The following is a 23412-nucleotide window of genomic DNA, read 5'->3' on the forward strand; positions in this document are numbered from 1 at the left end:
CCGGGTCCTTCGCACAGCGTAGCGATCCGCCCACCGCCCCGTCGCAGGTGTGGCCCGGACCTCAGCCGATCACGATCGGCGGCAGGCCCGGCAGCAACGGCGGGATCGAAACCAGCGGCGGCGTCGACGTCGTCGGGGTGGTCGACGGCGGCCGCGTGCTCGTCGTCGGGCCGCTGTACACCGGCGGGGGCGTCACGCCGCCGGTCGGGGCCGGGATGCCCGGGGTGGCCGCCGCGTCCGAAGGCGGCAGCTGCGTGCCCGTCGCGAGCGGTGCGGTGCTTTCGCCCGGCACCGACGACGACGGCCCGGACGACGGCTGCTCGCCCGCGGCCGGGGCCGGCCGGGCCGTGCACTCGCCGGTCGCCGGGAGCAGCCCCAGCTCGTCGGATGTGCCGGTGGTGATCTCGTAGCAGTTCAGCCGTGCCACCAGCCCGCTCGTGCGCTCCTGGACCTTGCCCAGCAGGTCGCGGACGTCGCCGAACACCGGCGTCGCGTCCGCCGGGAGCGGCTGCGAGGTCAGCCGCGCCGCCTGGTTGCGCGCCCACAGCCGGACGTCGGCGAGTGCCTGCGCCCCGCCGCCGTCGCTGGTGGCCACCGTGGCCAGCTGGGCGACGCCCGCCTTCAGGTCGGCGGCGAAGTCGTCGTACGCGGTCCGGTAGTCGGCCTGGCTCGCGTCTTCCCTGGCCAGCTCGCCGAGCTCGGTGATCCGGTTGGTGGCGAACTCCAGGTGCTTCTGCGCCTTGGCCTGGTCGCCGAACGTCAGGCCCAGCGCCGTCGACTCCCCGGCGCGCTTCACGCTGTACAGCGCGTCACCGGGCAACGCGCTCCGGGACAGCACCAGCGTCAGGCCCGAGAGGACCAGGACCAGGAAGAGCGCGGCGGCCACCAGGTCGGCGGTCCGCGGCCGCCACCTCCGACGCGGGGTGGCCGCCGCCGTCTCCAGGCGGCCCGCGATCTCCGCGCGGATCCGCTGCCGGGTTTCCAGGTCGGGCGCCCCGGCCGCACCGAGGTCGCGCAGCGCGCCGACGAGAACCAGTTCGTCGGCGAACTCGCCGTCCCGGCGTACCGGGGACGGCTCCAGGGCACGCGCGAACCGGTCGATCTCGGCTCGCTCACGCGCAAACCTCACTGCGCAGCTCCATCCGGGCCATGGCCGGTCCTGACACCGGTCTGGCAGGAGTAACGATTAAGAAGGCGCCGGGGTTACCGGTTCCGGTCGACGGACCGGAAAGTTCGCGGGATCAGCGCAATCCGGTGGGGAGAAGTTGTGCCAATCGGCGTACCGCCCGGTGCTGGAGCGCCTTGATCGCACCCTCGTTGCGGTTCATGATCGCGGCCGTCTCCGCCACCGACAGGCCCTGCAGGAAACGCAGGATGATGCATTCCCGCTGGTCGTCGCCCAGTTCCGCGACGCAGCGCAGCAGCTCGGCGCGGGTCGCGCGGGTGATGGCCTCCTGCTCGGGGCCCGCCTGCGCGGTCGCGCCGACGCTGAACGGCGCCGAGCCGGGCTCGGTCACCTCGTCGGTGACGACCTCGAGCTTGAACCGGCTCGACTTCACGTGGTCGAGCACGAGGTTGCGGGCGATGGTGACGAACCAGGCGCCGACGTCACGCCCCTGGTAGCTCACCGACGTGATCCGGCGCAGCGCGCGCAGGAACGTCTCGCTGGTGACGTCTTCGGCCAGGTCGCGGTCGCCGAGCCGGAACAGCACGTACCGGTAGACGACGTCGACGTAGCGGTCGTAGAGGCGGCCGAAGGCGGACGTGTCGCCGTCCTGCGCGGCGCGCACGAGCTCCCACGCCTCGGCCTTCGCGGCCTCGGCGCGTTCGTCGTCGGACGCCTGCCTGCTCACCGGCACCGTCGAGGATCGGCCGAACACGCGCTCGGCGAACATGAAGACGGGCCCGCGGCTCACGGCGGTCGGCACGGTCATCGGGCGGCACCTCCGGCGGCGAAGCTGGCCCTGCGGGCCACGGTACCCCCGGAACCCGGACGAGCAGGGGCCTGCCGGCTCGCGTGCCCCACGACTTCGTGGGCAAGCAAGTTCGTCACGGCGACTCCCTCTCTCCGGTCGCGGCGGTGATCAACACCACCCCGCGACGCAGTGCAGCATACGTAGGTTACCGCGAAGTAGGTAGTGGCTCCGGGGTTGCGTAGAAGCGACGCTCGCGGTCAGCACCCATGACGTCGCTCCGAATGACAGACTTGCAACGCTTTGGCCGGGATCGGAGAAAGGCGGGCCGCGGGTGAGTGCTCCAGAGGGGACGACGTCGGGTGTCGGTGGGCTGCTCTCGCGGGCCGCGGCCACGTGGCCGGACCACCCGGCCGTGCGCGAAACCGGAACCGGCCGCGTCCTGACCCACCGGCAGCTCGAAGCCGCCGCCCAGGTCCAGGCCCAGGTGCTCGCGGACGCGGGGGTCGCACCCGGCGACCCGGTCGCGCTGCGGCTCCCGACGTCGGTCGACTTCGCGGTCGCGTTCTTCGGCGCGCTGCGCGCGGGCGCGGTCGTCGTGCCGCTGTCGCCGCAGGTGCCCGGCCCGGAACTCGGGAAGCTGCTCGAGCACAGCGGTGCCAAGGTTGTCATCCAGCGCGACGCCGAAGCGGAATTGCCGGCCGGGGTGAGCGGGCTCACGCCGTCGGGTGGCCCGGATGGAGTAGTCGAATTCGTCGATGCCGGCCGGGCCGGTGAGGACATCGCGGTCGTTTCCTACACCTCGGGCACCACCGGGCCGCCGCGTGGAGTGATGCTCTCGCACCGCGCGCTGCTGGCGAACCTGGAGCAGATCAGCGGCGTCGAAGGCGTCCTGGAGCACGACGACCGCGTGCTGCTCACCATCCCGCTCTTCCACGTCTACGGCCTCGGGCCCGGCCTGCTGCAGGCCGTCGCCGTCGGCGCGACCGCCGTCCTGTCGGAGCGCTTCGAGGCGCAGCGCACCCTGGCCGACTGCGCCGAACTCGGCGTCACCACGATCACCGGCGTCCCGACCATGTACGCCGAGTTCGCCGCGCTCGGCGCCGACGAACTGCGCCAGGGCCTGGCCACCGTCCGGCGGATGACCTCGGGCGCCGCGCCGCTGCACCCGAAGGTGCTGGGCGCGATCCGCGAGGCGACCGGCCTCGACGTCTTCGAGGGCTACGGCCTCACCGAATGCGCGCCGGTGGTGACGTCGACGCTGGTCACGGGCTACCCGAAGCCGGGCTCGGTCGGGCGGCCGCTGCCCGGGATCGAGCTGCGGCTGGTCGACAGCGACGGCACCGACCAGGCCGTGCCGCTCGACCCGGACGACGTCGACGACGTCTTCGAGGCCGAGGGCGAGACCGGGCTGGTGTCGATCCGCGGCGCGAACCTCTTCTCCGGCTACTGGCCCGACGGTGAGCACGGGCCCGACGCCGAGGGCTGGTTCCGCACCGGTGACGTCGGCTACCTCGACGTCGACGGCGACCTGCACCTGGTCGACCGGGCCAACGACCTGATCATCGTCAACGGCTTCAACGTCTTCCCGCGCGAGGTCGAGGAGGTCATCGGGCAGCTGCCGGAGGTGGCCGAAGCCGCCGTCGTCGGGGTCGTCGACGAGCGCAGCGGCGAAGCGGTGAAGGCGTTCGTGGTGCCGGCGGCCGGCGCGGCGCTGTCCGAGCAGCAGGTCGTCGACCACTGCGCGGGCCACCTGGCCGGGTACAAGGTGCCGCACCTGGTCGAGTTCGCCGAGTCGCTGCCGCACTCGGCCACCGGGAAGCTGCGCCGCCTGCGGCTGCGGTAAGAAAGACGCCATGGCGCACGAAGTGACGGTCATGGGCCGCGAGGGCTGCCACCTCTGCGAGGTCGCGGAGGCCGAGGTCGCGCGGATCTGCGGGGAGCTCGGCGTCGGCTGGCGGGCCGAGGACGTCGACACGGACCCGGAGTGGCGCGCGGAGTACGGCGACCGCGTCCCGGTGATCCTGGTCGACGGCGCCGAGCACGGCTATTGGCGCGTCGAGGAGGACCGGCTCAGGCGAGCCCTCGCCTGAGCCGTAACACGTCCGTAAGCGCTTCCGAGCAGCCTCTTCACGCTTCTGCTCCGAAGATGGAGGCGTGAGCACTCTGCAGGATGCGCCCCCGGAGACGCGCCGGCTTTCGCTGCCGGTCGCGACCCTGATCGGGATCCTCGCGCTGGCCGCCGCGCTCGGCGTGGGACACCTCGTCGCGGGCTTCGTCGGCTACACGGCTTCGCCGTTCATCGCGGTGGCCAACTACGTCATCGACCACAGCCCCACCGGCATCGTGAAGTGGGCCGAGCGGACGCTGGGCACCTGGGACAAGCCGGTGCTCAAGCTCGGGCTCGCCGTGGTGCTGGTGCTGTTCGCGCTGCTGGCCGGGCAGCTCTCGCGCCGGACGCCGCGGGCCGGTCAGATCCTGGTCTTCGTGCTCGGCGCGGCCGGCGTCGCCGCCGTCTACGCGCGCTCCGACCTCGGGCAGGTCTCGCTGCTCGCGCCGGTCGCCGCGCTGGTCGCCGGTCTGGCGGTGTTCACCTGGCTGCACCGGACCGCACTTTCACGTGAAAGTGCGCACCAGGGGGCCGCACTTTCACGTGAAAGTGCGGATGCGGGGGCGTCGCGGCGGAAGTTTCTGCGCGCCGGGGTCGGCGTGGTCGCGGGCTCGGGCGTCGCGGCGGTCGTCGGCCAGGTGGCCGGGACCAGTTCGAACGCCGAGGACTCCCGGGCCGCCGTCGGCCCGCTCGTGCCGGCGCGCACCGCGCCGCCGCTGCCCGCGGACGCCGACTTCGCGAAGCTGGGCTCACCGCCGTTCATCACGCCGAACGGCGACTTCTACCGCATCGACACCGCGCTGGTCGTGCCGCAGATCCGGACCGAGGACTGGAGCCTGCGCATCCACGGGCTGGTCGACCGCGAGGTGACGTTCTCCTACGCCGACATCCGCAGCCGCCCGCTGGTCGAACGCCGGGTGACGCTGACGTGCGTGTCCAACGAGGTCGGCGGCCCGCTGATCTCGAACGCCAGCTGGATCGGCGTCGACCTGGTGGACCTGCTGGACCAGGCGGGCGTGCAGGCGGGCGCGGAGCAGATGTTCGCCACCAGCGTCGACGGCTGGACGTGCGGCACCCCGGCGAACGTCGCCCTCGACCCCCAGCGCGGCGCGATGCTGGCGATCGGCATGAACGGCGAGCCGCTGCCGGTCGAGCACGGCTTCCCGGCGCGGATCGTCATCCCCGGCCTGTACGGGTACGTGTCGGCGACGAAGTGGGTCCAGTCGCTGGAGTTCACGAAGTGGAGCGACCGGCAGGCGTACTGGCTCAGCCGCGGCTGGGGCGAGCAGGCGCCGATCAAGACGGAGTCCCGCATCGACACGCCGACCGGGTTCGCCCGCGTGAGCGCCGGCAAGGTCCGCCTGGCGGGGACGGCGTGGGCGCAGCACACGGGCATCGCGAAGGTGGAGGTCCGCCTGGACCAGGGCGCCTGGCGCCCGGCGGAGCTGTCGGCGGAGGTGAGCAAGGACACCTGGCGGATGTGGTGGGCCGAGCTCGACGTGCCGGCGGGGACGCACCAGGCGTTCGTCCGGGCCACCGACCAGGACGGGTACACGCAGACGGAGAACCGCGCGGACCCGGTCCCGGACGGCGCGACCGGCTGGCACTCGGTGAGCCTCGACGCGAGCTGAGGGCCGGAAGTGCCTGCCCGGCAAGGATTCTGACGCCGTGTCATGATCGCGCGGCCCGTCCCAGCCCCCGGGAACCGCCTCCGACCAGTGACTTTGTGCGTGCGTTCACAAGTGGTCTACCGTATTGGCCATCGCCCCCGGGCGGTCCGGCATCGAACCGGACTCCGCGTCCTGGGTCAAGACACAGTTCGGCACGGCCGTGGCGATGGCCGCCGGGTGCACAGCGGGCAGGAGACGACGGGCGTGGTGACACAGCGGGGGAGGCGCGACGCGGCGGACTCCCCGGGCCGGGCGCCGCGACGGCCCCGTCGCCCGGGCACCCCGGACGCCGACAACGCCCCCACCGCCGAGATCCCGGCCGTCCCCGCCGGGCGCAACGGGGATGCTCCCGAGGCCGTCCGGGCGAAGTCGATCCCCGAAGCGGCCGTCGCGCGGCTCGCCGTCTACCTGCGGGTGCTGTCCGGTATGCGCGACCAGGGCGCGACGACGGTGTCGAGCGAAGAGCTGTCCCAAGCCGCGGGCGTGAATTCCGCGAAATTGCGCAAAGACCTCTCCTACCTCGGCTCTTACGGCACCCGCGGCGTCGGCTACGAAGTCGGCGTCCTGGTGAGCCAGATCGAGCGCATCCTCGGCCTGACGCGGCAGCACAAGGTGGCCGTGGTCGGGATCGGCAACCTGGGTCACGCGCTGGCCAACTACGGCGGCTTCCCGGGGCGCGGTTTCCCGGTCGAGGCCCTGTTCGACCTGGACGCGGACCTGATCGGCGTGCCGGTCGGCGGCCTCCCGGTGTCGCACATGGACGACATCCCGCGGATCTGCGCCGAGCGCGGCATCTCCATCGGCGTGATCGCCACCCCGCCCACCGCGGCGCAATCGGTGTGTGACCGCCTGGTCGCGGGCGGTGTCCAGTGCATCCTCAACTTCGCCCCGGTCGTGCTGCAGGTTCCTGCTCACATCGAGGTCCGCAAAGTGGATTTGGCCGTCGAGCTGCAGATACTCTCGTTCCATGTGGCCCGCCGCGCGGACGACGCCGCCGCCGCGGATCAGGGCAATTCCGGATTACGCCCCCACGGTGCGCCGTCCGAGAATGGGAACGGCAGGCGGAACGGCTCGGGTCCGGACGGCGGACGGGAAATGGTGGTGCGCTCATGAGCGTTTTGGCGGTCGGTCTCTCGCATCGCAGCGCGGAGCTGAGCACGCTCGAGCGCGTCGCGATCCCCGCGCCCGAGATCGGCAAGATCCTCGACGAGCTGCAGCAGGCCCAGCACGTCAGTGAGGTCATGCTCGTCTCGACGTGCAACCGCATCGAGGTCTACGCGGTCGTCGAGACGTTCCACGGCGGCCTCAACGACGTCTCCGACGTGCTCGCCCGCCAGGCCGGGATGGAACCCGCCGAGCTCTACGACAGCCTGTACGTCCACTACGCCGGCGCCGCGATCGAGCACCTGTTCTCGGTCACCTCGGGTCTCGACTCGATGGTCGTCGGCGAGACGCAGATCCTCGGCCAGATCCGGTCCGCCTACGCCACCGCGCGCGAGGCCGGCACCGTCGGCCGCACGCTCCACGAGCTGATCCAGACGACGCTGCGCGTCGGCAAGCGCGTCCACACCGAGACCGGGCTGGACCAGCTCGGCGCGTCGGTCGTGTCCGAAGCGCTCGCCGCGGCCGGGGACGTCGCCGGCAAGCACGCCGTCATCGTCGGCGCCGGCTCGATGGGCGCGCTGAGCGCGTCGCAGCTGCGCAAGGCCGGGATCGGCGAGATCACCGTCGCCAACCGCACCGACGCCCGCGCCCGCCGGCTCGCCGCGAACGTCACCGAGCAGGGCGTGCCCGCCCGCGCGGTGCCGCTGTCCGGCGTGGCCGACGCGGTCCGCGACGCCGACGTCGTGATCTGCTGCACCGGCGCGCAGGACGCCGTCTTCGGCCCCGCCCACGTGCTGCCCCGCGGCGGCCGCGCCCTGGTCGTCTGCGACCTCGGCCTGCCCCGCGACGTCGACCCCGAGGTCGGCGAGCTCGCCGACGTCCGGGTGGTCGACCTGGCCACTGTCCAGCGCCGGATGCGCGAAGCCGGCACCCCGACCACCGAGCGCCAGACGGCGAAGGCGACCGGGATCGTCCTCGACGAGGTGCGCGACTACCTCGCCGGGCAGCGCAGCGCCGAGGTGACGCCGACCGTGACGGCCTTGCGCAAGCGCGCGGCCGAGGTCGTCGACGCCGAGCTGCTCCGGCTGGACAACCGGCTCCCCCAGCTGGACGGCGCCGTTCGCGAAGAGGTCGGCCGCACGGTCCGCCGGGTGGTCGACAAGCTGCTGCACGCGCCGACGGTGCGGGTCAAGCAGCTGGCCGCCGAGACGGCCGAAACCGACTACGCGAACGCGTTGCGAGAACTGTTCTGCCTCGACCCGCAGGCACCGGCCGCCGTGGCGAGCCCGAAGCCCCCACCAGAGAAGAAGTAGTAGTGACCAGAGTCATTCGCATGGGCACGCGTGGTTCGAAGCTCGCGCTGACCCAGACCGGCACGGTGGCCGACGCGCTGCGCGCCACCGGCGTCGAGGTCGAGATCGTCAAGGTGACCACCCCCGGCGACAAGTCGATGGCGCCGATCGCGACGATCGGTGTCGGCGTGTTCACCTCCGCGCTGCGGGAAGCCTTGCTGCGCGGCGAAGTCGACGTCATCGTCCACTCGTACAAGGACCTGCCGACCGCGCCGGAGCCGGGCATCACGCTGGCCGCCGTGCCGCCGCGGGAAGACCCGCGGGACGCGTTGATCGCGCGTGACGGCCTCACGCTGGGCGAGCTGCCGCCGGGGTCCACAGTGGGCACCGGCGCCGCCCGGCGCACCGCGCAGCTGCGCGCGCTGGGTCTCGGTTTGGAAATCGTGCCGATTCGCGGCAATATCGACACCCGCATGCGCAAGGTGACCGACGGCGAGCTCGACGCCGTGGTGCTCGCGCGTGCCGGACTGGCCAGGGTCGGACTGGTCGAGGTGATCACCGAGACCCTCGACCCGATCCAGATGCTGCCCGCGCCCGCACAGGGCGCGCTGGCGGTGGAGTGCCGGTCCGCCGACGTGGACATCGAGCAGCTGCTCGCGTCCACAGTGGACGACGAGGGCACGCGGGTCGCGGTGACGGCCGAGCGGGCCCTGCTGGCCGCGCTCGAGGCGGGGTGCAGCGCGCCGGTGGGCGCGCTCGCCGAGATCGTCGAAGATCTCGACGCCGACGGCAAGGTCGTGGAACGGATCTCGCTGCGCGGCACCGCCGCGGTGGACGGCGAGAACGGCGCGGTGGACATGGTCCGGGCCTCCGCGCTGGCCGACAAGGACCAGGCCGCCCAGCTGGGCAAGGACCTGGCCGCCGAGCTGCTGGACCTCGGAGCCGGAGCCCTCTCCGGTCCCGCTCAGTAGCGCTCTCGCGAGCGCTTCGAAGAAGACGTAGGAGACCTGCGTCCGTGCGACCCCGCGCGGCCGCCGCAAGAGGAGAAACGCACAGATGACCCCCGCGCGAAAAACCACCGGGCGCGTAGCGTTCGTGGGCTCCGGGCCCGGCGACGCCGGCCTGCTCACGGTCCGTGCCCAGGAGCTGCTGACCAAGGCCGAGGTCGTGGTGACCGACCCCGACGTGCCCCAGGCCGTGCTGGCCATGGCCGCCGAGGGCGCCGAGGTCCGGCCCGCCGTCGGCGAGGCCACCGAGGTCGCCAAGGACCTGACCGCCGAAGCGAAGGCCGGCCGGCTGGTGCTGCGGCTGGTCGCGGGCGACCCGCTGACCACCCCGGCCGTGGTGGCCGAGGTCCAGGCGGTCGCGCGCACGAGCGCCGTGTTCGACGTCATCCCGGGTGTCTCCCCGGCTGCGGCCGTCCCGGCGTACGCGGGCGTCGCGCTGGGCGGCACGCACACCGAGGTCGACGTCCGCGGCGACGTCGACTGGGCGGCACTGGCCGCCGCGCCCGGCCCGCTGGTGCTGCACGCGACGTCGGCCCACCTGGCCGAGGCCGCGTCGGCGCTGACCGGCAACGGCGTCCCGGCGTCGACCCCGGTCGCGGTGACCGCGAACGGCACCATCAACACCCAGCGCACCCTCGACACCACGCTCGAGAAGGTCGCCAACGACGCCGGCGAGCTCGTCGGCCCGCTGATCGTCACGATCGGCCAGGCCGCCGGGCAGCGCTCGAAGCTGTCGTGGTGGGAGTCGCGCGCGCTCTACGGCTGGAAGGTCCTGGTGCCGCGCACCAAGGAGCAGGCCGGCGAGATGGCCGAGCGCCTGCGCGGCCACGGCGCGACGTCGCACGAGGTCCCGACCATCTCGGTCGAGCCGCCCCGCAGCCCGGCGCAGATGGAGCGCTCGGTCAAGGGCCTGGTCGACGGCCGCTACCAGTGGATCGTCTTCACCTCCACCAACGCGGTCCGCGCGGTGTGGGAGAAGTTCGAGGAGTTCGGGCTCGATGCCCGTGCGTTCTCCGGCGTGAAGATCGCCTGCGTCGGCGAATCGACGGCGGCGAAGGTGCGCTCGTTCGGCATCATCCCGGAGCTGATCCCCTCGGGCGAGCAGTCTTCGGAAGGCCTGCTGGCCGAGTTCCCGCCGTACGACGACGTCCTCGACCCGGTCGACCGCGTGCTGCTGCCGCGGGCCGACATCGCCACGGAGACGCTGTCGGCCGGCCTGCGCGAGCGCGGCTGGGAGATCGACGACGTGACGGCGTACCGCACGGTCCGGGCCGCGCCGCCGCCCGCCGAGACCCGCGAGATGATCAAGACCGGCGGTTTCGACGCGGTCTGCTTCACCTCGTCTTCGACCGTGCGGAACCTGGTCGGCATCGCCGGCAAGCCGCACACCCGCACGCTGGTCGCGTGCATCGGCCCGAAGACGGCGGAGACCGCCGTCGAGTTCGGGCTGCGAGTGGACGTCCAGCCGGAGAAGGCCGACGTGCCGCACCTGGTGGACGCGCTGGCGGAGCACGCGGCGCGGCTTCGCGCCGAGGGTGCGCTGCCGCCGCCGCGGAAGGCGAAGCGGGCCCGCCGCTCCTGAGGTTCGCGTAGTTCGTGAAGGCCACCTTGAGCTCCTCGAGGTGGCCTTCACGCTTTCGCGGAAACGACCGGAGTAACCTGGTCGGAGTGTTCCCCGAGCATCGTCCCCGCAGGCTTCGCACCACCCCGGCCATGCGCAGGCTGGTGGGCGAAACCACGCTGCGGCCACGCCAGCTGATCCTCCCGATGTTCGTCGCCGAAGGGCTCGACTCGCCGCGGCCGATCTCGAGCATGCCGGGCGTTGTCCAGCACACCCGGGACACGCTGCGGAAGGCCGCCGTCGACGCGGTCAACGCCGGAGTCGGCGGGCTCATGCTCTTCGGCATCCCGCAGACCCGCGACGCCGAGGGCTCCGGGGCCGTCGACGAAAACGGGATCCTCAACGTCGCCCTGCGCGATCTGCGGCAGGAGCTCGGTGACGCCACCGTGCTGATGGCCGACACCTGCCTCGACGAGTTCACCGACCACGGCCACTGCGGCGTCCTGGACGCCGACGGCGGGGTCGACAACGACGCCACCCTGCGGCTGTACGCCGAGATGGCCGTCGCGCAGGCCGAAGCCGGGGCGCACGTGCTCGGGCCGTCCGGGATGATGGACGGCCAGATCGGTGTCATCCGGCGGGCGCTCGACGAGGTCGGGCACAGCGACAAGGCCATCCTCGCCTACTCCGCGAAGTACGCCAGCGCGTTCTACGGCCCCTTCCGCGAGGCCGTCGATTCGCAGCTCAAGGGCGACCGCAAGACCTACCAGCAGGACCCCGGCAACGGCCGCGAGGCGCTGCGCGAGATCGAGCTCGACCTCGCCGAGGGCGCGGACATGGTCATGGTCAAGCCGGCGCTGGCCTACCTGGACGTGATCAAGGCGGCGGCGGACATCTCGCCGGTGCCGGTGGCCGCGTACAACATCTCGGGCGAGTACGCGATGGTCGAAGCCGCCGCGGCGAACGGCTGGCTGGACCGGGAACGGACCGTCCTCGAGGTGCTCACCTCGATCCGCCGGGCGGGTGCCGACATGATCCTCACGTATTGGGCCGCGGAAGCCGCTGCTTGGCTCGACTGACCCGTTAGAGTCCACGCCGTGGAAGACAAAGAGGACCTCACCGGTCTGACCGACGACGAACGCCGCAAGAAGGGCCGCTCGCCGGATCCGGTGCTGCCTGGGCAGAAGGCGCCCAAGGCGACGCCGCCGCGGCCGGTGGCCCTGTCGTTCTGGCTGTGGCTCGCCGGTGGCGTGGTGCTCATCCTCAGCTACGTCCAGCTGCTGAGCAGCAAGTCGGCCGTCATCGACCAGTTCGTGAAGGCGACCACCGACTCGAAGTACACGCCGCAGATGATCGCGGACGGCGTCACGACGCTGCTGTGGTACCTGCTCGGCGGCGCGGTCGTGTTCGTGCTGCTGTTCCTGCTCTTCGCGTACAAGGCCCGCGAAGGCACCCGCTCGGCCCGGACGGTGCTGACCATCCTGCCGATCGTGATGCTGCTGCTGATCATGACGATCGCGCCGATCATCAACTACCTGACGCTGGTCTCGGTGCTGCTCTTCGTGATCGCGCTGGTGATGATGTACCTGCCGTCGGTCGCGAGCTACTTCCCGAAGGCCGGCCGCAAGCCGTGAGCGACCGGCTCTACGCCGAGTCCGGTGTGAGCTGGGGCGCCGTCGTCTGGGGCCCGGTGTTCGCGGTGTTCGGCGCACTGTTCGAGCTGGTGACGGGCGGCCCGGTGCACGTCGTCGGCTGGCTGCTGGTCGGCGCCGGGCTGTGCGTGATCACGGTGCCGTGGGTGTACGCGCGACGCCGCTTCCTCTCCCTCGAGGTGACGACGAAGCAGCTTCGCCAGGGCCGCGAGAAGGTCCCGGCGGACCAGCTCGCCTCGGTGACGGACGTCGGTGCCCCGGTCGGCGCCCGCGTGCTCGGGGGCGGCTGGTCGGTGCCGCGGAAGTACGACTCGCTGCCGGTGGAGCTCGCGGACGGCACCGTCGTGCTGGCGTGGGCGAAGGACGTCGAGGCCCTGCAGGACGCGCTCGACCGGCTCGTCCGGGCGACGCCGACGGAAGCATGAGAAAATCCCCGCTGTGATCGACCTTCCGCAGCCCACCGGGGCCGAGCTCTGGCCGCCGGAAGAACCCGGCCCGCAGGCCCGGCTGAACAAGCCGTGGCGGCTGCTCGTCGCCGTCGTGGAAGTCGTGCTGGCCGTGGCCGCCGGGTGGGCGGCCTACACGCTCTGGCACTCCGGCGCCGCCACCGTCGTCACCCGCACCGACGACGGCGCCGTGCTCGAGTCCCACCGGTACTTCGGCGGGTCGCTCGCCGCGGCCATCGGGCTCGGCACCGTGGCCGCGCTGCTGCTGGTCGACGCGGTGCGTCAGCTGCTGCTCGCGATGCGTGCGCGGCAGCTCAAGCGCAAGGACTGATACACAGCTCCCGCACAGGGAACCCCCAGTCAATTGCTAAGCGGCGGTCCCAAGGTTGCCGCATGACGCGCGGGCGTGCCTCGAAGGCATGGGTGATCAACGGTGCTCTGGTCGTACTGCTGGCCGGGGCCGGTTTCGGGATATACCAGGCATTCAGCCCCGAACCGAGCACGGCGCAGGCGCAGTCGCGCAGCACCCCGGTGCGGCGGGCGACGGTCACCGAGACCATCTCCGCCGCCGGGACGCTCGCCAGCAGCTACACCGGCGCGGCGAACTTCTCGGGCGCCGGCAAGGTCACGTCGATCGACGTGAAGGTCGGCGACGTCGTGAGCGCCGGCCAGAAGCTCGCCACCATCGACAGCACGCAGGCGGCGAAACAGCTTCAGGTCGCGAAGGCGAACCTCGCGGTCGCCCAGGACAGCCTGGACTCCGCCGAAGACGCCGAAGACACCCCGGCGACCGGGCAGAACAGCCAGAACGGCACGCAATCGGCGGCGAACAGCGTCACCTCGGCGCAGGCCAAGCTCGACCAGGCCCAGCTGGACGTCCAGACCGCGCAGGAAACCCTGGACAACACGACGCTCTACGCGCCCGGCGCCGGCACCGTCACCGCGGTCAACGGCACCGTCGGGCAGCAGTCCTCCAGCGGCTCGGCGAGCAGCAGCGCCGGCAGTTCCCCGTCGTCGAGCGGCAGCGGTCAGGGCGGCCAGGGCTCGTCGAGCAGCGCCGCGTCGAGCAGTTCCAGCTCCGGCAGCAGCGGCTTCATCACCATCACGAACATGACCGGCCTGGTCGTGAACACCTCGGTCGCCGAGATCGACGTCAGCAAGGTCAAGGCCGGCCAGAAGGCCACGGTGACGCTCAACGCGCTGCCGGACAAGCCGGTCCAGGCCACCGTGTCGAGCGTCAACCTGACCCCGACCACGAGCGGCAGCGTCGTCTCCTACGGCGCCCAGCTCGCGCTGACCGACCCGCCGGACGGGCTGCGGCCCGGCCAGTCCGCGAGCGTCGTGATCACCGTAGCCTCCGCCGACAACGCGCTGAGCGTGCCGGCCGCGGCCGTGACGACCGCGGGCAACACCAACGTCGTCACCGTGCAGGAGAACGGCCGGAACGTGACGCGTCAGGTGCAGGTCGGCCTCCGCGGCGAGTCGACCGTGCAGATCACCTCCGGGCTGACCGAGGGCGAGAACGTCGTGCTCACCGGGACGTCTTCGGCCACCGGCACCGGCCGGACCGGCACCGGGACGGGCGGCACCGGCGGGTTCCCCGGCGGCGGGACCGGCGGGTTCCCGGGCGGCGGCCAGCGCGGCACGGGCACGGGTGCCGGCGGCGGATTCGGCGGCCGCGGGTGAAGCCGGTGATCGCGGTCTCCGGGCTGCGCAAGACCTACGGCGCCGGCGAGACGGCGGTGCACGCCCTGCGCGGCGTCGAGCTCACCGTCTGGCCGGGCGAGTACGTCGCCATCATGGGTGCGTCCGGCTCGGGGAAGTCGACGCTGCTGAACATGCTGGGCTGCCTCGACGTCCCGACGTCCGGCCAGTACCTCTTGGACGGCTTCGGCGTCGGACGGCTGAACGAGCGGCAATTGGCGTTGCTGCGCAACCGGAAGATCGGTTTCATCTTCCAGTCCTTCAACCTGGTGCCGCGGACGTCCGCGTTGTCCAATGTGGAGCTTCCACTCGTCTACAGTGGACTCAAGCGGTCGGAGCGGCGGCGGCGCGCGCTGGCGGCGCTGGAGATGGTGGGGCTGTCCGACCGGGCCAAGCACCTGCCCAGCGAGCTGTCCGGCGGGCAGATCCAGCGCGTCGCCGTGGCGCGGGCGCTGGTCACCGGCCCGGCGATGCTGCTGGCCGACGAGCCGACCGGCAACCTCGACCGGCGCAGCACCGAAGACGTCCTCGGTGTGTTCGACCGGCTCAACTCCCTCGGGCGCACCATCGTCGTCATCACGCACGAGGACGAGGTCGCCGCGCACGCGCACCGCGTGGTGCGGGTCGACGACGGGCTCATCGTGTCGGACGAGGTCACGCGCGCCGTGGGAGCGGTCTCGTGAACCTCCTCGAAATCCTGCGCTTCGCCGTCCGCGGGCTCACCGCGAACAAGCTGCGCTCGGCGCTCACCACGCTCGGCATCACCATCGGCGTCGCCGCGGTGATCCTGCTCGTCGCGGTCGGCAACGGCGCGTCCGCGGCCATCGCGGCCAGCATCCAGGGCCTGGGCACCAACGTCGTCAACGTCTCGCCGGCGCGCGGCGGCGGGCAGGGCGCGTCCGCGCGGCCGCTGACCGTGCAGGACGCCCACGCGCTCGTCGACCCCGTCGGCGCCCCCGACGTCAAGGCCGCGTCGCCGGTGGTGAACACGACGGCGACCGCGACCTACGGGCAGACGTCGTACGACATCTCGAGCGTCGCCGGTACCGAGCCGGCGTACTTCGCGACGACGAACCGTGACCTCGCCCAGGGGCAGCTGTTCACCGCCGAAGACGTCACGGCCGCGCGGAAGGTCGTCGTGCTCGGCCCGACGACGGCGGAGTCGATCTTCGGCACCGCTGACCCGGTCGGCAGGAACGTGCTGCTCAACAGCATCCAGTTCACCGTGGTCGGGGTGCTGCAGGCCAAGGGCAGCACCGGGCTGCAGAACGCCGACGACGTCGCCATCGCGCCGATCTCGGCCGTCCAGAACTCCCTCGCCGGGTACGGCAGCCTCAGCCAGATCGCCGTCCAGGCCACGAGCGCCGACTCCGTCTCGCTGGCCCAGTCCGAGATCACCGCGATCCTCAACGCCCGTCACGGCATCCGGCTCGGCGGCACCGCCGACTACCAGATCCAGAACTCCGAGCAGCTGCTCGCGACCCGGACGTCGGCGACCGAGACGTTCACCGTGCTGCTGGCCGCGGTCGCGGCGATCTCGCTGCTGGTCGGCGGCATCGGCGTCACCAACATCATGCTGGTCACGGTGACCGAGCGGATCCGCGAGATCGGCATCCGCAAGGCCATCGGCGCCCCGCGCGCGGCCATCCTCGGCCAGTTCCTCGCCGAAGCGACCATGCTCAGCCTGTTCGGCGGGCTGCTCGGCGTCGCGATCGGGCTGATCGGCAGCCGGTTCACCATCTCCGGGATCAAACCCGTCGTGGTGCCGTCGTCGATCCTGCTCGCTTTCGCCGTATCCGCCCTGATCGGGCTGTTCTTCGGCAGCTTCCCGGCGAACCGGGCCGCCAAGCTGCGGCCGATCGACGCGCTGCGTCACGAATAAGGAGTCTCCGATGTCCTCGCCCGTACCCGACCCCGCACTTTCACGTGAAAGTGCGACTTTGCCGCACAAAGCTGCACTTTCACGTGAAAGTGCGGCCGAGGAGATCGTGGCGGCACCGGCGGTCGACGGTGACCTGAACGCCGAGATGCGCCGGGCCGCGAAGCCGTTCTCGCGCAGCACGCTGGTGCTGGCCGGGCTCGTCGTCCTCGCGATCGCCTTCGGCGGCGGCGCCTGGACGCACGCGGCGTTCGGCTCGTCGTCCTCCTCGGCACCGACCCGCCCGGCCGGCGGCACCCAGGGCGGCCAGCAGGCCGGCCCCGGGCAGCAGGGCGGCGGCTTCCGCGGCGCCGGCGGGCGCGGCACCACCGGCACGGTCGACCGCGTCGAGGGCACCACGGTGTACGTCAAGACCGCGCAGGGTACCGACGTCAAGGTGTCCACATCGGACTCGACCGCGGTCGGGGTGACCCAGCGGGGCAAGCTGGCCGACCTCAAGCCGGGCTCGACCGTCGTCGTCCAGGGGCAGGCGGGCGACGACGGCACGGTGACCGCGCAGGCCATCACCCAGGAGGCGGCGCGCTAGTTGAGGGCGACGATCGCCGCGTTGAGGGCGGTCGCGTAGCCGATCCAGGCGAGGTAGGGCACCAGCAGCACCGCGGCGAGCCTGGACCGGCGGCCGAACAGCATGATCGTCACGACCACGACGACGTCCAGCACGATGATGTCGACGAGCGCCGCCGTGGCCGCGCCGCCTTCGAAGAACAGTGGCGTCCACAGCAGGTTGGCCAGCAGGCCGATGCCGTACGCGGCGAACCCGCGGGTCTCGCCGTCCGTGCGCCAGTACAACCAGCCGGACAGGGCGATCGTGACGTACAGCACCGTCCACACGGGACCGAACCAGGACGCCGGTGCCGCCCACGACGGCTGTTCGAGCCGCGCGTAGACGTCCTTCGCCGAGGTCGCGGCCAGTGCGGCGACCACGGCCACGACGGCGACGACACCGAAGAACCCGGCCAGCACCAGCCACGGGTTGCGGTGCGGCACGCGATCGGTCACCGGCTGTTCCCCTCCCGGGCGGCGTCCGGCCATCTTAGGCGGGTTTGCCACACTGGACGGGTGAGCACTGGAACCGAGCAGTCCAAGGCATGGTTCGACCGCGCGAAGGCGGCCATCCCGGGCGGGGTGAACTCGCCGGTCCGGGCCTTCAACTCGGTCGGCGGCACGCCGCGGTTCATGGTCCGCGGCGAGGGCCCGCACCTGTGGGACGCCGACGGGAACCGCTACGTCGACCTGGTGTCGTCGTGGGGCCCGATGATCCTGGGCCACGCGCACCCGCACGTCGTCGAGGCGGCGCGCGCGGCGGCGACGTCCGGGCTGTCGTTCGGCACCCCGACGATCGGCGAGGTCGAGCTGGCCGAGGAGATCATCGGCCGGGTCGAGCCGGTCGAGCGGGTCCGGCTGGTCAACTCGGGCACCGAAGCCACGATGAGCGCGATCCGGCTGGCCCGCGGGTTCACCGGGCGCTCGAAGATCGTGAAGTTCGCCGGCTGTTACCACGGTCACGTCGACGCGCTGCTCGCCCAGGCCGGCTCCGGCGTCGCGACGCTCGGGCTGCCGACGTCGCCGGGCGTCACCGGCGCCCAGGCCGGGGACACGCTGGTGCTGCCCTACAACGACCTCGACGCCGTCCGGAAGTCCTTTGCGGACAACCCGGGTGAGATCGCCGCGGTGATCACCGAGGCCGCGGCCGGGAACATGGGCGCGATCGCGCCGGACGAAGGCTTCAACGCGGGCCTGCGCGACATCGCCCACGAGCACGGCGCGCTGCTGGTCATGGACGAGGTGATGACCGGGTTCCGCGTCTCGCGCGCGGGCTGGTTCGGCCTCGAAGGCGTGGCCGGCGACCTCTACACGTTCGGCAAGGTGATGTCCGGCGGCCTGCCGGCGGCGGCCTTCGGCGGCCGCGCCGACGTGATGGCCAAGCTCGCCCCGGGCGGGCCGGTCTACCAGGCCGGGACGCTGTCGGGGAACCCCGTCGCGGTGGCCACGGGCCTCGCGACGCTGCGCGCGGCCGACCACGCCGTGTACGCGGCGCTCGACGCCAACGCGAAGCGCCTCGGCGACCTCTTCCGCCGCGAGCTGAGCGCCGCCGGGGTCGCGAACACCGTCCAGTACGCGGGCAACCTGGTGAGCGTGTTCTTCGGCGACCGGCCGGTGCGCGACTACGCCGGCGCGCAGGCGTCCGAGACGTGGCGGTACCCGGCGTTCTTCCACGCGCTGCTCGACGCGGGCGTGTACGGGCCGCCCAGCGCGTACGAAGCCTGGTTCGTCAACGCGGCCATGGACGACGAAGCGTTCTCGGTGATCGAAGCGGCCTTGCCCGCGGCGGCGCGCGCGGCGGCGGAGGCGGTCAAGTGACGACCGTCGTCCACATGCTGCGCCACGGCGAAGTGCACAACCCCGAGAAGATCCTGTACGGCCGGCTGCCGGGCTACCGGCTGTCCGAGCGCGGGCAGCGCCAGGCGCTGACGGTCGCCGAGGCCGTCGCGGGCCACGACCTCGTGCACGTCGTCGCGTCGCCGCTGCAGCGCGCGCAGGAGACGGCGGGCCCGATCGCCGCCGCGCACCGGCTCGACATCGCGACCGACGAGAACCTGATCGAGGCGGGCAACCAGTTCGAGGGCCTGCACGTGGCGGTCGGCGACGGCGCGCTGCGGGAGCCGCGGCACTGGCCGAAGCTGGTCAACCCGTTCAAGCCGTCGTGGGGCGAGCCGTACCTGGAGATCGCGCACCGGATGCTCGGCGCGGTCCACCGCGCGCGGGAGGCGGCGGACGGTCACGAGGCGCTGTGCGTGTCGCACCAGCTGCCGATCTGGACGTTGCGGCGGTTCCTCGAGGGCAAGAAGCTGTGGCACGACCCGCGCCGCCGCCAGTGCTCGCTGGCGTCGTTGACGTCGCTGGTCTTCGACGGCGACTCGCTGCGGGAGATCGTCTACAGCGAGCCCGCGGGCACGACCGACCCGAAGGTGACCGGCGCATGAAACGGCTGGTCGTCGGGGCCGTGGCGGTGCTCGCGCTGGCCGGCTGCAGCGCGGGCAAGGACGCGGTGGTGCAGGGGAGCAGCTTCAGCTTCGTCTCCCCGGGCGGCAAGGTCGACATCACCTACGACGTCGCCCAGCGCCAGACCGCCCCGGTCCTGGCCGGCGACGACCTGATGCACGAGGGCAAGCAGCTGTCGCTGGCGGACTTCCCGGGCAAGGTCGTGGTGCTGAACCTGTGGGGTCAGTGGTGCGGGCCGTGCCGCACGGAGGTGCCGGAGCTGGAGTCGCTGGCCAAGCAGGCCCCGGGCACTCAGGTGGTCGGCATCGACGTCCGCGACCCGGCCCGCGAGGTGGCCCAGGACTTCGTCCGCGACCGGCAGCTGACGTACCCGTCGATCTACGACCCGGACGGCCGGGTCCTGCTCAAGCTGAGCGGCTACCCGCGCAACATCATCCCGTCGACGATCGTCCTGGACAAGCAACACCGCGTGGCGGCGGTGTTCCTGCGGCCGGTCCTGGCCCAGGACCTGCTCCCGGTCACGCAACGCCTGGAGGCCGAGCCCGCCTGACGGTGGGACCTACGTCCTGATCTGCTGTGACCGAGGTCCTGTGAAGCGGCCCCGGCGTTCTCACCAGGACCTCACTGCCTACCCTCAACGGGGTGAACTCCGTGACCGAGCTGGCGATCTCCGGACCGCTGCTGCTCGCTGCGGGCGTCGCGCTGCTGGCCGGGGCCATCTCCTTCGCCTCGCCCTGCGTGGTGCCGCTCGTGCCGGGGTACCTCGCGTACCTCGCCGCGCTCGTCGGGGCGGACGCGCCCGCGGTCAGCGCCGGCGAAGAGCGCAAGCAGGGGCGGTGGGCCGTTCTCGGGGCCGCCCTGCTCTTCGTGCTCGGGTTCACCGTCGTCTTCGTCGCCACGTTCGGCACGCTCGTCTGGCTGGCCGACACCCTGGTCGTCAACCAGGACCTCCTCCAGCGCATCGGCGGCGTCCTCACCATCGCCATGGCGCTGGTCTTCCTCGGCTGGATCCCCGGCCTGCAGCGCGACGTCCGCTCGCACCGCGTCCCGGGCGGCGGCGTCTGGGGCGCCCCCGTGCTCGGCGCGATCTTCGGGCTCGGCTGGACGCCCTGCATCGGCCCGACGCTCTCGGCCGTCACGACGCTGGCCAGCGCCACCGGCGGTGCCGAAGCCCGCGGGTACCTGCTGATCGCCGTCTACTGCCTCGGCCTCGGGCTGCCGTTCCTGCTCATCGCGCTCGGCGCCCGCTGGGCCGTGCGCGCCACCGACTGGGTGCGCCGGCACGGCCGCCAGGTGCAGATCTTCGGCGGCGTGCTGCTGATGATCGTCGGCATCCTGCTGGTCACCGGCGTGTGGGGAGATCTGATGGGCTGGCTCCGCAACGAGCTCGCCGGCAACCTGGAGCTGCCGCTGTGACCACCACGGAAGCGCCCCCGAAGACCCCGCAAGGCCCGACGCCCGCGAAGCGCACCTTCGCCTTCGTCCGCAACACCTGGCGCGGCCTGACGTCGATGCGCACCGCGCTCGTCCTGCTGTTCCTGCTCGCGCTGGCCGCCCTGCCGGGTGCGCTGCTGCCGCAGCGGAAGCTCAACGCCCCCAAGGTCGACGAGTACATCAGCGCCCACGGCTGGTGGGGCACCCTGCTCGACAAGCTCGAGTTCTACGACGTCTACTCCAGCATCTGGTTCTCGGCCATCTACCTGCTGCTGATGATCTCGCTGATCGGCTGCCTGACCCCGCGCAGCTTCGAGTACGTCAAGGCGATGCGCGCCAAGCCGGTGCTGACCCCGCGCAACCTGGCCCGGATGCCGCACTACCGGCTCGGGCGCGGCAAGCCGGACGTGTCAGACGCTGCCGCCGAAGTCGCCGCCGTCCACAAGCACCTGTCGGGCTGGCGCCGGGTCGAGCGCGAAGAGGCCGACGGCGTCCGGACGATCTCCGCCGAACGCGGGTTCCTGCGCGAGACCGGCAACCTCGTCTTCCACTTCAGCATGCTCGGCCTGATCGTGTTCTTCGCGCTGGGCAAGATGTTCGGCTACGAGGGCCAGGTCATCGTCCAGGCCGACGGCGACAGCTTCTGCAACTCCGGCATCTACAACTACGACTCCTTCAACGCCGGGCTGCGCGTCGACGGCACCGACCTCGACCCGTTCTGCGTGAAGGTGAACGACTTCACCGTGCGGTACACCCCGGCCGGCGAGCCGGAGTACTACCACGCGAACATCGAGTACCAGTCCGGCGAAGACCTCGAAACGAACACCTGGCGCCCGTACGGCCTCGAGGTCAACTCGCCGCTGCGCACCGCCGGCGACCGCGTCTACCTGCTCGGCCAGGGCTACTCGCCGCAGTTCACGGTCACCTTCCCCAACGGCGACAAGCGCACCCAGAACACCCAGTGGCGCACGGTCGACCCGACCACGATGCTCGCCGAAGGCGCGACGAAGTTCGACCAGCCGGGTGTCACCGACGAGGTGCAGCGGCGGACCCGCCAGCTCGCCGTCACCGGCCTGTTCGCGCCGACGTCGTTCATGCACGGCAACGTCCTGACGTCCTCGGCGCCGGAGCTGAACGACCCGTCCGTGGCCGTCGACATCATGCGCGGCGACCTCGGCCTCGACGCCGGGCGCGGGCAGTCGGTGTTCGAGATCGACCAGTCGCTCGTCGACGACGGCAGGCTGAAGAAGGTCGCCCGCGAGAACCTCAAGGTCGGCCAGGAGATCAAGCTCGACGACGGCACGAAGGTCCGCTTCGACGGCGTCAACCACTGGGTTTCCCTGCAGGTGTCCCACGACCCGACGCAGGGGTTCGTGCTCGGCTTCGCCATCGCGATGTTCCTCGGCCTCGGCGCGTCACTGCTGGTCAAGCGGCGGCGGCTGTGGGTGCGGGTGAAGCCGGGGACCGAAGACCACCCGGGTACCGTCATCGAGGTCGCCGGGCTGGCCCGCACGGACCAGGCCGGGTACGGCGAAGAGTTCCACCGGATCAGTGAACGCCTGATCAGTGGTCAGAAGGGCTGAGGCATGCCGATCAACGAGACGCTGTCGCAGTACAGCGACTGGCTGTACACCACCGCCGCGGCGATCTACGTCGTCGCGCTGATGATGACGCTGATCGAGCAGGGCTTCGGCGCCAAGGGCCGGCTGGCCATGGAACGCGCCCAGCGCCGCTCGCGCGAGCTCGTCGGCGCCGGCGGCCCGCCCATCGAGGAGCTCCCGGCCGCGCAGCGCGAGGTCGGCCGCCCCGAGCGGATCGGCCGCATGGGCGCGTCGCTGCTCGTGCTCGGCGCGGTGCTGCAGCTCTCGGCGATCGTGCTGCGCGGGCTCGCCGTGCACCGCGCGCCGTGGGGCAACATGTACGAGTACGGCATGGCGGTCACCTTCATCACGGTGGTCACCTGGATCCTCGTGATGGCGAAGTTCCCGGTCCGGCACCTGACCGGCTTCCTGCTGCTGCCCGTCGTGATCCTGATGTTCATCAACGGCACGCTGCTGTACACGATCGCGGCGCCGGTCCAGCCCGCGCTGCAGTCGTACTGGCTGGTCATCCACGTCTCGGCGGCCATCATCGGCTCCGGCGTCTTCCTCGTGCCGGGTGTCGCGAGCGTCCTCTACCTGTTCCGCTCGGCGTACGAGAAGGACGAGACGAAGTTCGCCCGGTTCGCCTCGAAGCTGCCCGCGGCCGACGTCCTCGACCGGATCGCCTACCGGACCACCATCTTCGCCTTCCCGGTGTTCACCTTCGGCGTGCTCTGCGGCGCCGTCTGGGCCGAGTCCGCGTGGGGCCGGTTCTGGGGCTGGGACCCCAAGGAGACCGTCGCGTTCATCGCCTGGGTGGTCTACGCGGCCTACCTGCACTCGCGGGCGACGGCGGGCTGGCGGGGCGCGCGGGCCGCGGCCATCAACATCGTCGGGTTCGCCGCGATCATCTTCAACCTGTTCTTCGTGAACCTCGTCACCGCGGGCCTGCACTCCTACGCCGGGGTGGGCTGAGCGTCCCGCGAGGACTCCGACT

The 23412-nt window shown here is 71.9% G+C and carries 24 protein-coding genes; 21 read left to right on the plus strand and 3 right to left on the minus strand.

Annotation, left to right across the window (positions count from 1 at the left end):
- Nucleotides 1-61 precede the first annotated feature (61 nt).
- Entirely contained in the window at nucleotides 62-1129 is a 1068-nt protein-coding gene (locus tag ACLJQM_RS01665; RefSeq protein WP_410629864.1) for a DUF5667 domain-containing protein, read from the minus strand.
- 112 nt (nucleotides 1130-1241) lie between these two features.
- Entirely contained in the window at nucleotides 1242-1934 is a 693-nt protein-coding gene (locus tag ACLJQM_RS01670) for a sigma-70 family RNA polymerase sigma factor (protein ID WP_247015397.1), read from the minus strand.
- 313 nt (nucleotides 1935-2247) lie between these two features.
- Between ACLJQM_RS01670 and ACLJQM_RS01675 the strand changes: the two genes are divergently transcribed.
- The 15 genes from ACLJQM_RS01675 (at nucleotide 2248) to ACLJQM_RS01745 (ending at nucleotide 16924) form a co-directional block, all read left to right on the plus strand.
- Nucleotides 2248-3759, plus strand: coding sequence for an AMP-binding protein (locus ACLJQM_RS01675; protein ID WP_410629866.1), 1512 nt, complete (start codon nucleotides 2248-2250; stop codon nucleotides 3757-3759).
- A 10-nt stretch (nucleotides 3760-3769) separates the two neighbouring features.
- Nucleotides 3770-4006 (plus strand): glutaredoxin family protein, encoded by a 237-nt coding sequence (locus tag ACLJQM_RS01680; protein WP_247015393.1) that lies wholly within the window; start codon nucleotides 3770-3772, stop codon nucleotides 4004-4006.
- 64 nt (nucleotides 4007-4070) lie between these two features.
- The gene (locus tag ACLJQM_RS01685; RefSeq protein ID WP_410629869.1) at nucleotides 4071-5654 is read left to right on the plus strand and encodes a molybdopterin-dependent oxidoreductase; all 1584 of its coding nucleotides are present in this window, start codon (nucleotides 4071-4073) and stop codon (nucleotides 5652-5654) included.
- A 243-nt stretch (nucleotides 5655-5897) separates the two neighbouring features.
- Nucleotides 5898-6806, plus strand: coding sequence for a redox-sensing transcriptional repressor Rex (locus ACLJQM_RS01690; RefSeq protein WP_360767941.1), 909 nt, complete (start codon nucleotides 5898-5900; stop codon nucleotides 6804-6806).
- On the plus strand, nucleotides 6803-8110 hold the full coding sequence (locus ACLJQM_RS01695) for a glutamyl-tRNA reductase (RefSeq protein WP_410629871.1): 1308 nt from the start codon (nucleotides 6803-6805) through the stop codon (nucleotides 8108-8110). Before ACLJQM_RS01690 ends, ACLJQM_RS01695 begins: the two co-directional genes overlap by 4 nt.
- A gap of 2 nt (nucleotides 8111-8112) precedes the next feature.
- Nucleotides 8113-9060: a hydroxymethylbilane synthase gene (gene hemC / locus ACLJQM_RS01700; RefSeq protein ID WP_247015384.1), complete on the plus strand. Its 948-nt coding sequence runs from the start codon at nucleotides 8113-8115 to the stop codon at nucleotides 9058-9060.
- A gap of 85 nt (nucleotides 9061-9145) precedes the next feature.
- Nucleotides 9146-10678 carry a bifunctional uroporphyrinogen-III C-methyltransferase/uroporphyrinogen-III synthase gene (locus ACLJQM_RS01705; protein WP_360767947.1) on the plus strand — a complete coding sequence of 511 codons (1533 nt, stop codon included), beginning with the start codon at nucleotides 9146-9148 and terminating at the stop codon, nucleotides 10676-10678.
- A gap of 86 nt (nucleotides 10679-10764) precedes the next feature.
- Entirely contained in the window at nucleotides 10765-11736 is a 972-nt protein-coding gene (gene hemB / locus ACLJQM_RS01710) for a porphobilinogen synthase (RefSeq protein ID WP_410629874.1), read from the plus strand.
- Nucleotides 11737-11754: 18 nt separating this feature from the next.
- Nucleotides 11755-12291 (plus strand): hypothetical protein, encoded by a 537-nt coding sequence (locus ACLJQM_RS01715; RefSeq protein ID WP_247015378.1) that lies wholly within the window; start codon nucleotides 11755-11757, stop codon nucleotides 12289-12291.
- Entirely contained in the window at nucleotides 12288-12734 is a 447-nt protein-coding gene (locus ACLJQM_RS01720) for a hypothetical protein (protein ID WP_410629876.1), read from the plus strand. Before ACLJQM_RS01715 ends, ACLJQM_RS01720 begins: the two co-directional genes overlap by 4 nt.
- Nucleotides 12735-12747: 13 nt before the next feature.
- Complete coding sequence (locus ACLJQM_RS01725; RefSeq protein ID WP_410629878.1) at nucleotides 12748-13086, plus strand: hypothetical protein; 339 nt, start codon at nucleotides 12748-12750, stop codon at nucleotides 13084-13086.
- Between the two features lie 62 nt (nucleotides 13087-13148).
- Nucleotides 13149-14441, plus strand: a complete 1293-nt coding sequence (locus ACLJQM_RS01730; RefSeq protein WP_360767955.1) for an efflux RND transporter periplasmic adaptor subunit — start codon at nucleotides 13149-13151, stop codon at nucleotides 14439-14441.
- Complete coding sequence (locus ACLJQM_RS01735; RefSeq protein WP_281506203.1) at nucleotides 14438-15142, plus strand: ABC transporter ATP-binding protein; 705 nt, start codon at nucleotides 14438-14440, stop codon at nucleotides 15140-15142. Before ACLJQM_RS01730 ends, ACLJQM_RS01735 begins: the two co-directional genes overlap by 4 nt.
- Complete coding sequence (locus tag ACLJQM_RS01740; RefSeq protein WP_360767959.1) at nucleotides 15139-16341, plus strand: ABC transporter permease; 1203 nt, start codon at nucleotides 15139-15141, stop codon at nucleotides 16339-16341. The genes ACLJQM_RS01735 and ACLJQM_RS01740 overlap by 4 nt, the downstream gene beginning before the upstream one ends.
- A 10-nt stretch (nucleotides 16342-16351) precedes the next feature.
- Complete coding sequence (locus ACLJQM_RS01745; protein WP_410629881.1) at nucleotides 16352-16924, plus strand: hypothetical protein; 573 nt, start codon at nucleotides 16352-16354, stop codon at nucleotides 16922-16924.
- Here ACLJQM_RS01745 and ACLJQM_RS01750 read toward each other — a convergent pair.
- The gene (locus ACLJQM_RS01750) at nucleotides 16921-17397 is read right to left on the minus strand and encodes a TspO/MBR family protein (protein WP_410629883.1); all 477 of its coding nucleotides are present in this window, start codon (nucleotides 17395-17397) and stop codon (nucleotides 16921-16923) included. The two genes, ACLJQM_RS01745 and ACLJQM_RS01750, sit on opposite strands and share 4 nt — an antisense overlap.
- 60 nt (nucleotides 17398-17457) lie before the next feature.
- Between ACLJQM_RS01750 and hemL the strand changes: the two genes are divergently transcribed.
- The 6 genes from hemL (at nucleotide 17458) to ccsB (ending at nucleotide 23390) form a co-directional block, all read left to right on the plus strand.
- Complete coding sequence (hemL, locus tag ACLJQM_RS01755) at nucleotides 17458-18759, plus strand: glutamate-1-semialdehyde 2,1-aminomutase (RefSeq protein ID WP_410629885.1); 1302 nt, start codon at nucleotides 17458-17460, stop codon at nucleotides 18757-18759.
- The gene (locus tag ACLJQM_RS01760) at nucleotides 18756-19382 is read left to right on the plus strand and encodes a histidine phosphatase family protein (RefSeq protein ID WP_410629887.1); all 627 of its coding nucleotides are present in this window, start codon (nucleotides 18756-18758) and stop codon (nucleotides 19380-19382) included. Before hemL ends, ACLJQM_RS01760 begins: the two co-directional genes overlap by 4 nt.
- Nucleotides 19379-19951 (plus strand): redoxin domain-containing protein, encoded by a 573-nt coding sequence (locus ACLJQM_RS01765; protein WP_360767968.1) that lies wholly within the window; start codon nucleotides 19379-19381, stop codon nucleotides 19949-19951. The genes ACLJQM_RS01760 and ACLJQM_RS01765 overlap by 4 nt, the downstream gene beginning before the upstream one ends.
- 92 nt (nucleotides 19952-20043) lie before the next feature.
- On the plus strand, nucleotides 20044-20817 hold the full coding sequence (locus ACLJQM_RS01770; protein WP_247015345.1) for a cytochrome c biogenesis CcdA family protein: 774 nt from the start codon (nucleotides 20044-20046) through the stop codon (nucleotides 20815-20817).
- Entirely contained in the window at nucleotides 20814-22418 is a 1605-nt protein-coding gene (locus ACLJQM_RS01775) for a cytochrome c biogenesis protein ResB (RefSeq protein ID WP_410629890.1), read from the plus strand. The genes ACLJQM_RS01770 and ACLJQM_RS01775 overlap by 4 nt, the downstream gene beginning before the upstream one ends.
- Before the next feature lie 3 nt (nucleotides 22419-22421).
- Complete coding sequence (gene ccsB, locus ACLJQM_RS01780; protein WP_410629892.1) at nucleotides 22422-23390, plus strand: c-type cytochrome biogenesis protein CcsB; 969 nt, start codon at nucleotides 22422-22424, stop codon at nucleotides 23388-23390.
- The last annotated feature ends 22 nt before the right edge of the window (nucleotides 23391-23412 follow it).

Origin of the sequence: Amycolatopsis sp. cmx-4-83, from assembly GCF_046548815.1 — a bacterium.
Classification (GTDB): domain Bacteria; phylum Actinomycetota; class Actinomycetes; order Mycobacteriales; family Pseudonocardiaceae; genus Amycolatopsis; species Amycolatopsis pretoriensis_A.